This is a genomic window from Galbibacter pacificus, assembly GCF_029603165.1.
Classification (GTDB): Bacteria; Bacteroidota; Bacteroidia; order Flavobacteriales; family Flavobacteriaceae; genus Galbibacter; species Galbibacter pacificus.
Genome location: NZ_JAQSVC010000004.1, coordinates 385614 through 399369 on the forward strand (window position 1 = coordinate 385614; position 13756 = coordinate 399369).

Below are 13756 nucleotides of genomic sequence, written 5' to 3' on the forward strand. Positions count from 1 at the left end.
CTTCTAAGTTAGCTATTTATTGCTGAAACGAGGTAAAAATACATTATCTTTTTTTTCCTGCAATTATTACCTCTATTTTCTCAAGTTGTACTGCTGCTGTTTTAACGACCCCTTTTGCTGAAGACCTCTATTTTGAAATACGCAACTCATAAGATAAACGAGATTTACAAAAAGTTCAAAATAGCTGGTGGCACATATAAGAAGGCTGCCATTGTTTGATTAATGAATGTTCATAAAAACTAATCTTCACCGGGTACATTTAAAATCTCTTCGGCAAAAAAACCTTCAAGTTCTTGCAATGTAGCCCGGGATGTTTTAATGTCTTTTACAACGGCCCCTTTGTCGAGCACCACAATGCGTTCGCAAACCTCGGTAACATGCAATAGATCGTGGCTGGAAATAAGCACGGTAACCGCATCATTTTCTTTGTAGGCCGAAATAATTTTCTTTAACCGGATTTGCGTTGTCGGATCTAAATTGGCAAAAGGCTCGTCCAGGACAATTACTTTAGGCTTGCCTATAAAAGCTGCTACGATTCCTGCTTTTTTCTGGTTCCCCTTGGAAAGGTCCCTTAAATATTTTTTGCCGCCTAAAATTTCCCCATGAAAAAAATCGGCAAATCCATTCAAAAAAACATTGACATCTTCTTTGTTGAGGCCGCGCAACTCACCAATAAAATAGAAATATTCTTCTGGAGTCAAATATCCTATCAAAAATGTTTCATCAATAAAAGCCGATGTAAAAGGTTTCCATTCTTCACTGGTATTGACCTGAATGCCATTGTTTGTAATATGTCCGGATGTTGGCTGGACTAAATCCAACAACAAGCTAAAAAAAGTTGTTTTCCCCGCTCCGTTATTCCCCACGAGTCCAAAGGCCTGTCCAGTCGGGACTTCCAACGCTCCTACATTAAGTACAGTTGTACCATTATATGCTTTTGAAAGATTTTCTGTAACAATCATATTTTTAATTTTTTTGTTTATACGCTACCAAGGTTTTATACTTTTCGGCTTTGTAAACTTTTTCAATTTTATTAAATACTTTATCCTTAAAGGCAGACCCAAGAACCCCGGCGAGGACTACCAGTAAATATCCAAGGAACGGTCCTACTGCATAATGCCCAATGGAATATAAAATAATGGGGATTAGTATTTTTGGAACGGTCAGCAACAGCGTCTTGGCATTAAAAGCTTGCGAGTCGCCAAATGCTTTTTTGTTGCTTGTAAGATCGATTGGGGTCTTAACATACGCCCCGCCCCATAATACCATATATGAATTTACCCCGATATTGTATAAGCCCGCCACTATGATGGTAAGGTATATTTCCCACCCAAAATAAAGGTAAAAAGATGCCAATATAGTAGTTAAAAGCGTGGCGGCCACCAAAAGCCACCATTTGGCATTGAGATAATCGCGATAACGGATGTTTTGGCTCATCATAAGCGGATAATAAGCGCTGTCCCAACTCGGCACAAATTGCCCAAAACTAAACAAAAAACCACCCGTTATAAAGATCGCGGCAAAGAACCGCCACGGGGCCGCCTGATAGACCTCTACGGCATTGGTAAAAAACAGCAATCCATAAAAAATAAAGAGAAAGCTCATCAACACCGTTGTTTTGGTGCGCTTGTTTCTTTTAATTAACTTAATGTCATTCTTCAAAAACACAGAAATACTCCCAAAACGGTTCAGCCAGTTTAAATCTTCTGTAGCTGCCTCTTGATGTTTTAATGCCAGGCCGGCATCCAGGTATAAGTTCCCCTTAAAATATTTATATGCAAAATAATACAATGTAACCATGAACAGCACGGGAACAAAAGCCAGATAAGGAACACTGTAAAAATACTGAAATACAGGCTGTGTATATTGTGTAACATCAAACATGGCATAATATTGCAATGTGCCTAAAGCTACAATAAAGCCAAATACCACAAAAAGGATTGCGTTTACGCCGTTTAAAAAAACATTGATAAAGTTATTGCAGTACAAAAGTGCATATATGGCCATTAACCAGGCCAAAACCTGTAATGGCGGATATCCGTTTATTATTAAGACGACTGAAAATGGAATAAAGAAAAAGGCATGTATAACATTGAAAAAAGAAATAGCGGTCTTCCACAAACTAAATTGCACGACCTTAGCCTTCTCAAAAGGTAAATACAACAAGGGTTTGATGTTTACAACGGGCATTTTTTGCAACATATACCGCATAAAAAGGTCCAAAACCAAATAATAAAATAAATATTGGTTGATTACCTCCAATGCGTTGAGCTGTAATTTTTCTTCAATTAAATAATACGCACTACCACCAAGTATTAAAAAACTGGCAATCATATACAATGCAAAAAAAGCCATGAATATTTTTATAACTAGGTTGCTTGAGAAGGAAGCCGACCTAAAAAATGATTTCCATTGAAGGGAAAAGAAGTGTTTAATCATATATTTGATAATGGTTATCGTTAATTCATTAGTGCAGAATTGATTAATCGCGTTACAAATTATGGATATTTTATCAGGAAAAATACTTTCAGGTATAAATTTTTCTTAATCGGGTTTCAATTCGGGGCTTTAATCACTATTTTTGCAAAAATTTTTTTTAATGATTCATTTTCACACACTTAAAGTTAAAGCAGTTGAAAAAACCACTCCAAAATCGGTGGTGATTACTTTTAATATCCCCCAAGACCTAAAGGAAACTTTTTCCTTTGTTCCGGGACAACATATTACCATAAAAAAAGAAATTAACGGAAAAGAAGTCCGTCGTTCGTATTCCATATGTTCATCAAAAGAAAACACCGACTTTTCCATTGGTATAAAGGAAATGGAAAACGGAACCTTTTCTAAGTTCGCCCAAACCATTGCAGTAGGCGATACTTTTGAAGTCTATCCACCCGAAGGGCATTTTACTTTTGACACCAAGGCACATTCTGGCAAAAATATTGCCGCTTTTGTGGCCGGGAGCGGGATTACTCCCATTATGAGCATTATGAAAGACGTGCTTAATACTACCGATCAAAAATTTTTACTGGTTTATGGAAACAAAACATTGAAAGAAACCATGTTCCATAAACAAATTACTGAGCTTCTAACAAAATTCCCAAGCAGGTTGTCCGTTCAATTCGTATATAGCCAAGAGGAAGAAGAAGGTGCTCTGTTTGGCCGTATTGAACGCTCTACCATTAATTACATGCTAAAAAACAAGCACAAGGAAACTCCTTTTGGCACTTTTTACTTATGCGGCCCCGAAGCCATGATCGAAACGGTCTCTGAAACACTTTTGGAGAACGGCATTAAAAAGGAAATGGTAAAAACCGAATTTTTCACGACTTCTGATGATGGAAGTACTGTCGAAATTAATGCTGAAGGACAAACAAAAGTAAAAGTCATAATCGATGATGAAGAAACCGAATTTGTCATGGACCGAAAAAAGCGGGTTCTGGATGCCGTTTTAGAAGAAGACTTAGACGCCCCTTATTCATGTCAGGGCGGGATATGCAGTAGTTGCGTAGCCAGGCTCACTGAGGGAAAAGTGGAAATGATAAAAAACCAGATCTTAACTGACAGCGAGCTAGAAGAAGGACTCATCCTTACCTGCCAGGCACACCCGACCACCGATAGCATTTCTATTGATTATGATGATGTATAGCCCCACCTTACATTCCCTAAAGGGAGGAACCATAGCAAAAGTATAGATACACCGAAGTCTTTTCGACCGCAGGGAAATATCATGTTCAATTAAATAATTTCAACAGAAGTAACGTCAACACCTCTATTGAGTTATATTCCTACAAGGTTTTTCCTAAAAACCTTGTAGGTATTTTACAATCAAAAAATACACACTTACAAGTTGAAAAAAAGATTTTACAGGATTTGCCATATTCAACATGTGTTGCTAATTATTTTTAAATAAAAGTAATGTACCAGCTCAATTTCCTGATTTTTATTTTTTCTCCTTCATAATACGGTGTACTTCTTTTACCAATAACGGAAAAGCAGGTTCGGTCATTCCGTGTCCGTAACCATCCATTTCATATAACGTTGTTTCTTTGTGGCCGACCACTTTCATCATCCGCATTAAATATGCATTTTCTTCATACCTACCCAACATTTCCAGCTCGCGGTCCCCGGTAATCAATAACAAGGGCGGTGCATCTTTACGAACATGGTACAACGGTGCCAAGCTATCAACTATAGGTTGTGTTCCGGGAATTCCCCGTTCTTGCCGAACGGTAAAATGTGTAATGGTATGCCCGCTAAAAGGAATCAATCCTGCAATTTCATTAGCATCTATGCCAAAAGCCGCCAAATACGATTTATCCAAGCCAATCATGCTTGTTAAATACCCTCCGGCCGAGTGACCAGAAACAAAGATTAAGCCTGTATCGCCTTTGTAATCTTTTATATTTTTAAAGACCCATGCCACGGCCGCGGCGGCATCTTCAATATATTTTGGTGCTTTTACTTTGGGGTTTAAACGGTAATTAACCCCTACAACAGCCATTCCTTTATTTTTTAATGCTTCGGGAAGTTCTTTAGAGCCCCCCGTAAGTCCGCCACCATGAAACCAAACCACCGTTGGGAAATTTTCAGCATTGGTAGGATAGTACAAATCCAACACGCAACGTTCGTTGATATATGCATCCGAGGCATTGGTTGCTTTATCGTAATAATGAATATTGGTAATGGTTTTGTACGTTGTTTCTTGAGCTGAAAGGAATTGAAAAGTCAGCATCAACATTAAAAAAGTTCCTGCTTTTTTTATTCGTATCATGAAGGTTGGCTTTTGATTACTTCTTCTATTTTTTGAATGATTTTTTCCGGCGGAATGCTACGCATTACAGCTGCATAACCCCCTGGTGCCTTATTTCCGTATACCGATGTGGGAATTAACGGGTACTTTTCCCGATTGGACAACAAACCATAACTTTCAGGTTGTTTGTACGGATAAAACCCGGCATACGGATGCGTTACTCCCCAAAGCGTAATTACCTTTACCCCTTGCATGGCTGCCAAATGTGCATTTCCGCTGTCCATAGAAACCATAAGGTCGAGGTTAGAAATAAGTTTGATTTCTTCTTCAAATGAAATTTTTCCAAATGTGAAGGTGGTGTTTTGATATGTTTCCGACAATCGTTTTAATTCGGCTTCTTCCTTTATCCCACCAAAAAGAATAAGTCTGTAGTTATTTGTCCTTGAAAGGTACGCAATTACTTTTTCCATTAAATCCAGCGGATACATTTTTGTGTCGAAAAAAGCAAAAGGGGCAATCCCTATCCATTTTTTTGTGTCTTTTCCTACAATTGAGTACGTTTTAGCATTTATTTGTTGCGGTGGCGGGAAAACATCTCCTGACAGATCGACTTTATGGCCTAAGGCCCTAAAAACATCGGCATAACGTTCGGTAGTTGTTTTTAATGGTTTAAACATTTTGCCGCTAACAAGTTTGCGCTTTTCTGATCGCCCTTTATCTATGGTTTTAGAAGAAACTCCGTTAAAAAGAAAAAGTGTTTTTAATACATTGCTCCGCAATGAGCCGTGCAAATCGGCAATGGCTGTAAACTTTTGGTGTTTTATCTCGCCATAAAATTTAAGCAATCCATTTAATCCTTTGTGTTTCCCACGAATGTCTGCACATACTACTTCAACGCCTTCTACCGTTTCGAAAACAGGTTTTAAAAAAGATTTTGTGGCTACGGTAACTTTTAAATTTTTATTCTGCTGAAGTAAACAGCGCAATACAGGTACGGCAATGGCTGCATCGCCTACCGCAGAAAACCGAATTGCTAGAATATGCTTGCTTTTCATTGAATAAAACCCAATTATTTTTTATAAAGTACCGGATTTAACGATTCGTCGTTATACATTTTCATTTGCTTATATACTTTCATGTATTTTTTTCCGGTTTCAATATCGTGTAATAATTGATCAATTGCCGTGGAAAGGTCTTTTTTTTGTTCTAATAAAACATTCAGCTTTGCTTTACATTGTGCTTTATGTGTTTCTGAAGCATCTTCCCGTTCTGCTTCTTCTTTCATATGGTATATCTTTAAAGCCAAAATAGATAGCCGGTCGATTGCCCATGCCGGACTTTCGGAATTAATGGTGGCATCAGCCTTTACCTGAACGTCTTTGTATTTGTCTAAAAAATAACTATCTATATACTCAACCGTATCGGTACGATCCTGATTAGAGGCATCTATTTTGCGTTTAAGCTCCAATGCTTCTTTCGGGTCTATATTGGGGTCTCTTATAATATCTTCGTAATGCCACTGCACTGTATCGATCCAATTTTTTCGATACAACAAATGTGCTATCTTATCTTTTGGATATGGGTTTTCAAAAGGTTGGCTTACATCGTCTTTTATATGATACTTGGCAATACTCTCATCAAATATCTTAAATGCAGATTCGCTGAACATATTCTGTAGTTTTTATTGAAACCACAAATATACTTATTTAATAGGCTGTGAATAGGGATAATTCCTTAAATTTCTTCTGTAAAATGAATCGAAGCGGCGGCAATGCGGAAGTTTTCAGCTTCATTTTATGTATTTTTAAAAAAGGGCTTCAAAAATATAAGCGTATGTACATTCATCAACTAAGTGAAAAACATTCCGTTCTTCATCATTTTTTATCAGAAATAAGAGATCAATCCATTCAAAAAGACCGAATGCGCTTTAGGCGGAACATAGAACGTATTGGTGAGATCCTGACTTATGAAATGAGCATGTCTTTCTCCTTTTCCGATAAGGAAACCATCACTCCTTTAGGCAAAAAAGGATGTGTTGAAATTTCGAACAAAATAGTGGTATGTTCAATACTGCGTGCCGGATTACCGCTGCATCAAGGCATTATAAATTACTTGGATGGGGCTGATTGTTCGTTTATTTCTGCATATCGTTGCCATACCTCTGAAACCGATTTTGAAATTCATGTGGAATATCTGGCTTCTCAAGATTTGGACAATAAAACATTGATTTTGGCCGACCCCATGCTCGCCACCGGACAATCTATTTTGGCAACTTTTGATGCGCTTACCAAAGTAGGTTTGCCAAAAGAGGTCCATATTTTGTCTGTAATCGGTGCGCGACCCGGAATTGCCTTTTTACAAAAGAAACTTCCCAAGGAAACGCATTTATGGATTGGCGACATTGATGCCAAACTTAATGAAAAGGGCTATATAATACCTGGCCTTGGCGATGCCGGCGACTTGGCATTTGGCGAAAAGTTACAGAAATAACACAATAAAGGGCATTATTATAAAGGTGCTTATAAAAACTTCCCTAAGCCACAAACGCCTTATCGATTCTACATACCGGGCTATAATAACAGCCAAAGGAAAAAGGGCATAAACAAGCTCGGATGTATTAGCGCTTTCAGACAATATGGCCACAAGAATAGAAACCCCCAAAAGCAACATTACCAAAATGCCGGGAACCCTTGTTTTAAAGGCTTTGCTCTGCTTTTTCAAAAAGAAAACGATGGCAGCCCAGCCGCCCATTGTGCACATAAATATTAACGGAACAATATATCTAATGTCTTCGTATTTTTCAATAACAAACCTTGGCGAAAAATCCAACAAGTCGTAAAAACCATTTATCTTATTGGTTAAAAAATAAAACGTAAACGCTAAGATTAAAACAACAAACAACGTTACAAATGGTATTAATACATTTCTATAGTCGTTCTTTTTGTACAGAAACAAGGCAAAAAATACCAAAACAATAAAAAAGAGTGCCCAACTGTAAAAAAAACTGGCCACAAAAACCCACAGTGATGCATCAAATATCTTAATTTCTACATCGCGGTTAGACCTAAGGCTTATTATCCTTCTAAATGCCATAAGGATAAAAACGTTGGAAATAAGAAGGTCGATTTCGTTAAATATCTTAGGGAAAAGACAAAATAGCAATACAAAAAACAAAACGGTGTAGGAATTTCCCTTGGTCAGATTATTTTTTTTATTGATAAAATCAACCAAAAACAAGATCATTAAAACTAATGCCAAAGATTCTCCCAGCAACCATAATGTTTGTGTGCTAAAGGCAACATCAAGATACAAAAAGTAACCGCCTATTAAAAAAAAGCTAAGAAAAAGGGAGACAATTAAAAAATTAACGGGATTAGTTCTTCCAAAAATGCTTGATATCATAACTGGTTTTTGTATTTTTGCGCTGTAAATTTAATATATCTTTTACTGATGAGTGACTTTTTCTATGGTATTCAGGATTTATTTGAGAACGTTTTGTTTATTCCTTTAGACGGATTACGCTCTATACATAGCTGGTGGTTGTCCAATATTATTAATTGTATTTTTATAACCATTGGTTTTATTGCATTTTTTTATTGGATGAAACAAATGAAAATATATAGCGAACAAGAAAAAGATACCTACCAATCTGCTTAGTTTGCTACTAAATTTATTCAAATAACAAAAAAATCCTGTCATTGAGACAGGATTTTTTTGTTTATATCTATATACATATGTTCTTTTTATTTTTGCTGCTGCCTGGCAACCTCTTTCAAGAACTTATCAAGCTCTAATAAAGAAAGGCCAAGTAAGAGAATGCCCAATAAAGCTATTGGCACCAAAAATTTATAACTCTTAAATATCCCTTTCATTTCAACGCCCCTTCTCGGGAAGTCCGATATTACATTAAGTATGCTGGATTTATTGGCTTCTTCTTCATTAATTTCCACTAAATTGTTTTTAATCTGATCGATTTCCCTGATTAATGCCAATTCCCTGCTTTCCTTATCCCCATTTTCGCCCAAGGATATATTGGTCCCCTGCATTGGTTTGGATGCCTCTTTTTCCATTACCCTTTTATACAACTGCTGAAGGGAATCTATTTTTGCCAACTGCCCGTTAAGGATTTCTTTTTGTAGTTCAATATTTTCTGTACTCGTTTCTTTTTGCGTTTGAAAATATTTATTCAGAGAAATAGAGGTAATGATGGGGTTCTGTAATTTTTTGGCGACCATGCTGTTGGTTGCTTCAACAATTATGGTATGATATCTTGCGTCAAAAGAATTAAAATTCTCTAGATACTTTTCCATATCGATAGCCCTTCGCGTTGTTGTATCCAAGCTTCTTACGAATTCATCGAAAAGCTTGACCTTTTGATTTTCGTCCGAATAGGATTCTGCGGTAATTTTTTTAACCGCCGCAGCTTCATGCACTTCAATGCCCAATGCTTCGGCCAAGGCGACCGAATCTTCTGCTTCGGCTAATTCATTATAAAAATTAATATTGTTGTAAAGCTGTTGCACACTTTGGAAGTTTGGTTCCACCACCATGGTGGAAACATATTTAGGCGCTTTATTCATGTCCAAAACGACACCAACAACAACACCGATTACACCGGCAATTACAAATTTTATAATATGCCTTTGTATAAAAAGCAAAAAGGAAATAATAATATTAAAAATCCCTTTAAAGATATCTCCTATAAAGTTGAAAAACTTTCTAAACCCGTCCCCAATTAACTTGAAAAGTTGTCCCAAGTCAATTTCTTCGGAATTATTATGCTGATTGTTAGGTTGTGTATGCTCGCTCATGTTTGTTAGCTATTATTAAAAATCTGCTCTAAAATTTTCTTTGTTATTAAATAAGTTGGTTTTACGCCTGTTATACCCAATCCGCCAGATGCCAAGGTACTTCCTGTCTCCAATGGATTGTCTGAAGCATAATATGCATACCGTACTTTTACATCGCCTGAAATACTTTTGCGTATTTTGGAAGCCGATTGTATTGCCTTTTGGTAATGCGCCCCTTCCATTTCCAATCCGATTACGTTCCACGTACTGTCGTAAAAGAATTTCAGGATGTCCTTATTTTGCAAGGAGGTTCCCAGCACACTTATCATTGTTCCTTCAAAAACACGTAATCCATTTCCTTTAAAATCTTCGGCACAAAGTTCGTTTTTAAAAGGATAATTATCGGCTGTGCCTTCAAAGATATGCGCGCTCGGTATCATTAAATCGCCCTTCCCGCCTTCCAAAATACCCGCTTTTCCCATTATTGAAACCGAATCTATGTTCAGGAATATTTTATCTTCTCCTTTAACCCTGTAAGGTTTTAAAAATTCGTCTATGGTTTCATAGGCCTGTTCTCCAAAAGCATAATCCATTACAAACAGCACGGGCATTTCATTTTTTGCTGCCTTGGCATCAAAAGTAAAATTTATTTTATCAAAATCAATCTTTGCCATATCAAAAATTTGCACATCAATATTCGTTCCAGATGTGTCGTCAATGCTTATCATTCCGTTCTTCTCGGCATATGCCTTTACTTTACCCCTTAAAAAACTGCTCTCCGGCTGGCTCAACATTTCAAATACATCGTAGTCGTTTTTCTGTGCCGCAAATTCTTTTTTCAATACTGCGGAAGCAAAAATAGAGTTCATAACGCTGTGCATATTAGCGCTTATAATATGCAACGGGCGGTTTAACAGATTGTTCTTTTTTAGGATGCGTTTTATATTGTTGGCCCAAATTTCTCCGTGAATATGATGCCCCAGACGTTCCCTGAGCACGGGGCTAAACGTTATGGAACGTTTGTAACCATCGATTAATTCTTCGAGGGCTATTTTTCCCATCCAGTAAACAATGTTTAAAAAGCGTTCCGGATTATCTTTCGTGGCAAAAACCTTATGTGCCGCCAGACATTCTTCAAAAGTCCTTCCTAAAATACTGGCCGTATGGCTTAATGCAATTTCCCTTTCAGACTGGTTAAGTTTCTTTTTATAGGCCGCTTCTTCCAGTTTTTGCCAATCCCGGATAGTCTGACCTGTTTCTTCTATAAAAACACGGTCGGCTATTTTATGAGACTCGATAAACAAAAAAGTTAAATGGGTAAGAATATCGTATATGTCCGAACGCCCGCGGGTAATCTCAATATTCATCTGCTCCTCATCGATTCGGTAACAGTTTCTTCTTCTTTTTGGGGGGATAATTACATCAAAACTCGAATTTTTATAGCCTTCTTCTGATGTTAAGTTAATATATCTGCACTGTTCTATTCCAACGGGAAGCCTGTCCAGAATGTATACAAGCCCATTCAGTTCTGTTTTTGGTTCTGCGACCGAACCATATATTTCGGGACGCAATTGTAATAATGCTTCGCGTAGTGTTTCTCCCGATACGCCCATAGGTTTGTAAAAGCCCCGATTAAAAAGATGTCTCATGGCGATGTACATTCGCTCGATGGCCCCTGAAGATTCTTGAGCCCTTGTTCTTGATCTAATTTTACTCATAAGGTATTTTACTGTACAAAAATACAAGTTCTTTTTTAATTTGTGCACTTTTTATAAGGGTATACCTACATAATATCCTTATAATAAGATAACTAAGGCATAAAAAAGTGTGACTCTATGTTTGTTTTGTAAGAAAGTTGGCTATTTTTCTATCGTTTGCCAGCCGTTGTATTTTGTTTTGTCCTCCAAGCTTGCCCTGCGACTTCATATAGGCCGTGAACGCTCCTTCTTTTAAGGCCGTTATTTTTAAGCGTTGCAATACCTTCCCCTGAATTAAATCGAAATAATAACTGTTTTGCCGCTGAAGGGATTCATCTAATTTTTCGGCAAAACCATGCATGTTGGACGGCTGCCTTTCAAATTCAATAAACCATTCATGGTATGGCAGTTCTTCCCCTTCGGGCGTTATTTGCGGTGCCACGGTAAACTCGTTGATGGCAACATTAAATTGCTGGGTGGCCTCTTTCATGGCCTGCTCCACTTCTTTTGCAATCACGTGTTCGCCAAATGCCGATATAAAATGTTTTATCCTACCGGAAACAATTATGCGGTATGGCTTAACAGATGTAAACTGAACGGTATCGCCCAAATTATAGGCCCAAAGTCCGGCATTGGTAGAAATAATCATTACATAATTTACGCCAACCTCAACTTTTTCAATGGTAATGCGTTCCGGGTTTTCATCAAAAAATTCATCGGCTTTTACAAACTCATAAAAAATACCAGCGTTGAGCAACAAAAGCATGCCCTTTTCTTTTTGAGAATCCTGATAGGCAAAAAAGCCTTCACTGGCAGGAAAAAGTTCAATACTGTCTACTTTCCTTCCTATTAACGATTCGAATTTTGCTCGGTACGGTTCATAATTAACGCCTCCGTATATGAATAAATTAAAGTTTTTAAATACTTCGCCTACTTTTTTTGAAGTTTTCTGCTGAATCTTTTCAAAATACATTTGCACCCACGATGGAATTCCACTTATTACCGTCATGTTTTCCGGAAGCGTTTCCGTTACAATGGCATCGACCTTGGTTTCCCAATCGTCTATACAATTGGTCTCCCAGCTCGGCATTCTGTTTTTTTGAAGATATCCGGGCACATAATGCGCCACGATTCCTGAAAGGCGGCCTAATTTTATGCCGTTTTTTTCCTGAAGTACCGGGCTTCCCTGTAAAAAAATCATTTTCCCGTCAACAAAATCGGCATTTCCGGTTTCATGAATATAGCTTAAAATGGCATTTCGTGCTGCTTGGATATGCTGGGGCATCGATGCTTTGGTAATAGGAATATATTTGGCTCCCGAAGTTGTCCCGGATGTTTTTGCAAAATAAATAGGCTTTCCCTTCCAGAGAATGTCCTTTTTGCCATTTACGGCACGCTCCACATACGGTTTTAGGTCTTCATAATCGCGAATGGGAACTTTTTTTGTAAAATCGTTATAGGTGGCAATTGCTGCAAACTGGTGATCCTTACCAAACTGTGTTTCCCGGGCCTGCTCAATAAGTTTTTTAAATACATGGTTTTGGGCAGCTACCGGATTTGTTATCCATTTTGTGTTTTTAAAATGAATGTACTTTGCAAATATTTTGGCTGCAAACGATTTAAGGCTCATATATTTTTATTGAAAATCTATGTAATTTGAAGGGTTTACCGGGTAGCCCTCGCTCCACAATTCAAAATGCAAATGGGGGCCCGTGGTAAGTTCTCCGGTATTGCCAATTATGGCGATTACCTGTCCCGCCTTGACCTGATCTCCTTGATGGACGCTCAATGCCGAATTGTGTTTGTAAACCGAAATTAACCCGGATTCGTGCTCTATTATACATACATATCCGGTTTCGGCAGTCCATTCGGCAAAAATTACCATTCCGTCGGCTACGGCCTTAATGGGCGTATCTTTTGGTGCTAAAATATCTACGGCATAATGTTTTTCTTGAATATTGTATTCTTGAGACAATGTTCCGTTGACCGGCGGAAAAAGGACAAAGTCTGAAGCACTTGTGGCCGATTGGAACAAATTGTATTTATCTTCCGTGGCAACGCGCTCCCTGAGTAGGGAATCTTGTTTGTTCGGACTCAAATTTGCGGTTATGGTATCCCTTTTAAATTCTTCAAACAACGAATCCTTATTAATTTCCTGTGTGTTTATTTCGCCTTTCAGTACTTTTTGGATTTTATCGTAATAAAGCTCATTGGCCCGTAAAGTGGCCGTAAGGGAATCGGTTTTATAAGTCAGGTCTATTGCCTGCCTTTTAAGGGCCGTAGACGAATATCCAGGTATGTATTCCCGCAATGGGGTAAAAGCAATAAGCAACGTTGTAAAAGCAATAAGAAAGACAGAGAAAAGTGTTCCAAGCACAAAAACATTGAGCCTGTTGAGTTTAAACGAAAGCTTCTCCTCAAAAGTATCCTCGTTTAAAATAACAAGCCTGTACTTGTGAAGCAGTTTCTTTTTAATCTGCTTTCTTTTTCTCTTTTTCTTCTTTTGTATCATTAAGGGC

General features: G+C 37.7%; 13 protein-coding genes. 3 read left to right on the forward strand and 10 right to left on the reverse strand.

Features of this window, described 5'->3' with window-relative positions; translation table 11 throughout:
• Positions 1–239: 239 nt before the first annotated feature.
• Complete coding sequence (locus PSF86_RS13130; RefSeq protein ID WP_277900534.1) at positions 240–962, reverse strand: ABC transporter ATP-binding protein; 723 nt, start codon at positions 960–962, stop codon at positions 240–242.
• Positions 963–966: 4 nt separating this feature from the next.
• Positions 967–2439, reverse strand: coding sequence for a DUF5687 family protein (locus PSF86_RS13135; protein ID WP_277900535.1), 1473 nt, complete (start codon positions 2437–2439; stop codon positions 967–969).
• A 160-nt stretch (positions 2440–2599) separates the two neighbouring features.
• Here PSF86_RS13135 and PSF86_RS13140 point away from each other — a divergent pair, with 160 nt between their 5' ends.
• Positions 2600–3646: a ferredoxin--NADP reductase gene (locus tag PSF86_RS13140; RefSeq protein WP_277900536.1), complete on the forward strand. Its 1047-nt coding sequence runs from the start codon at positions 2600–2602 to the stop codon at positions 3644–3646.
• A 294-nt stretch (positions 3647–3940) separates the two neighbouring features.
• Here the strand turns inward: PSF86_RS13140 and PSF86_RS13145 are convergent, their stop codons facing one another.
• From PSF86_RS13145 to PSF86_RS13155, 3 genes are read right to left on the reverse strand one after another with little or no spacing between them, the layout of a single operon-like run.
• Positions 3941–4771, reverse strand: a complete 831-nt coding sequence (locus tag PSF86_RS13145; protein ID WP_407933333.1) for an alpha/beta hydrolase — start codon at positions 4769–4771, stop codon at positions 3941–3943.
• Complete coding sequence (locus tag PSF86_RS13150; protein ID WP_277900537.1) at positions 4768–5805, reverse strand: glycosyltransferase family 9 protein; 1038 nt, start codon at positions 5803–5805, stop codon at positions 4768–4770. The genes PSF86_RS13145 and PSF86_RS13150 overlap by 4 nt, the downstream gene beginning before the upstream one ends.
• Before the next feature lie 14 nt (positions 5806–5819).
• Positions 5820–6419, reverse strand: coding sequence for a DUF4254 domain-containing protein (locus tag PSF86_RS13155; RefSeq protein ID WP_277900538.1), 600 nt, complete (start codon positions 6417–6419; stop codon positions 5820–5822).
• Between the two features lie 164 nt (positions 6420–6583).
• Here PSF86_RS13155 and upp point away from each other — a divergent pair, with 164 nt between their 5' ends.
• Complete coding sequence (gene upp / locus PSF86_RS13160; RefSeq protein ID WP_277900539.1) at positions 6584–7240, forward strand: uracil phosphoribosyltransferase; 657 nt, start codon at positions 6584–6586, stop codon at positions 7238–7240.
• Here upp and PSF86_RS13165 read toward each other — a convergent pair.
• Positions 7229–8152, reverse strand: coding sequence for a DUF6427 family protein (locus tag PSF86_RS13165; RefSeq protein ID WP_277900540.1), 924 nt, complete (start codon positions 8150–8152; stop codon positions 7229–7231). The genes upp and PSF86_RS13165 overlap by 12 nt on opposite strands.
• Positions 8153–8200: 48 nt before the next feature.
• Between PSF86_RS13165 and PSF86_RS13170 the strand changes: the two genes are divergently transcribed.
• The gene (locus PSF86_RS13170; protein WP_277900541.1) at positions 8201–8407 is read left to right on the forward strand and encodes a DUF6341 family protein; all 207 of its coding nucleotides are present in this window, start codon (positions 8201–8203) and stop codon (positions 8405–8407) included.
• Between the two features lie 86 nt (positions 8408–8493).
• Here the strand turns inward: PSF86_RS13170 and PSF86_RS13175 are convergent, their stop codons facing one another.
• The 4 genes from PSF86_RS13175 to PSF86_RS13190 form a co-directional block, all read right to left on the reverse strand.
• Positions 8494–9561, reverse strand: coding sequence for a hypothetical protein (locus tag PSF86_RS13175; RefSeq protein WP_277900542.1), 1068 nt, complete (start codon positions 9559–9561; stop codon positions 8494–8496).
• A 5-nt stretch (positions 9562–9566) separates the two neighbouring features.
• The gene (locus PSF86_RS13180; RefSeq protein ID WP_277900543.1) at positions 9567–11258 is read right to left on the reverse strand and encodes a DUF6909 family protein; all 1692 of its coding nucleotides are present in this window, start codon (positions 11256–11258) and stop codon (positions 9567–9569) included.
• 115 nt (positions 11259–11373) lie between these two features.
• Complete coding sequence (locus PSF86_RS13185; protein ID WP_277900544.1) at positions 11374–12867, reverse strand: GH3 auxin-responsive promoter family protein; 1494 nt, start codon at positions 12865–12867, stop codon at positions 11374–11376.
• A gap of 6 nt (positions 12868–12873) precedes the next feature.
• The gene (locus PSF86_RS13190) at positions 12874–13749 is read right to left on the reverse strand and encodes a M23 family metallopeptidase (protein WP_277900545.1); all 876 of its coding nucleotides are present in this window, start codon (positions 13747–13749) and stop codon (positions 12874–12876) included.
• Between the last annotated feature and the right edge of the window lie 7 nt (positions 13750–13756).

Coding starts and splice junctions, on each gene's coding strand:
- PSF86_RS13185 (WP_277900544.1), bottom strand. CDS start 12,867: ATGAGCCTTAAATCGTTTGCAGCCAAAATATTTGCAAAGTACATTCAT.
- PSF86_RS13150 (WP_277900537.1), bottom strand. CDS start 5,805: ATGAAAAGCAAGCATATTCTAGCAATTCGGTTTTCTGCGGTAGGCGAT.
- PSF86_RS13175 (WP_277900542.1), bottom strand. CDS start 9,561: ATGAGCGAGCATACACAACCTAACAATCAGCATAATAATTCCGAAGAA.
- PSF86_RS13135 (WP_277900535.1), bottom strand. CDS start 2,439: ATGATTAAACACTTCTTTTCCCTTCAATGGAAATCATTTTTTAGGTCG.
- PSF86_RS13155 (WP_277900538.1), bottom strand. CDS start 6,419: ATGTTCAGCGAATCTGCATTTAAGATATTTGATGAGAGTATTGCCAAG.
- PSF86_RS13165 (WP_277900540.1), bottom strand. CDS start 8,152: ATGATATCAAGCATTTTTGGAAGAACTAATCCCGTTAATTTTTTAATT.
- PSF86_RS13130 (WP_277900534.1), bottom strand. CDS start 962: ATGATTGTTACAGAAAATCTTTCAAAAGCATATAATGGTACAACTGTA.
- PSF86_RS13170 (WP_277900541.1), top strand. CDS start 8,201: ATGAGTGACTTTTTCTATGGTATTCAGGATTTATTTGAGAACGTTTTG.
- upp (WP_277900539.1), top strand. CDS start 6,584: ATGTACATTCATCAACTAAGTGAAAAACATTCCGTTCTTCATCATTTT.
- PSF86_RS13190 (WP_277900545.1), bottom strand. CDS start 13,749: ATGATACAAAAGAAGAAAAAGAGAAAAAGAAAGCAGATTAAAAAGAAA.
- PSF86_RS13180 (WP_277900543.1), bottom strand. CDS start 11,258: ATGAGTAAAATTAGATCAAGAACAAGGGCTCAAGAATCTTCAGGGGCC.
- PSF86_RS13145 (WP_407933333.1), bottom strand. CDS start 4,771: ATGATACGAATAAAAAAAGCAGGAACTTTTTTAATGTTGATGCTGACT.
- PSF86_RS13140 (WP_277900536.1), top strand. CDS start 2,600: ATGATTCATTTTCACACACTTAAAGTTAAAGCAGTTGAAAAAACCACT.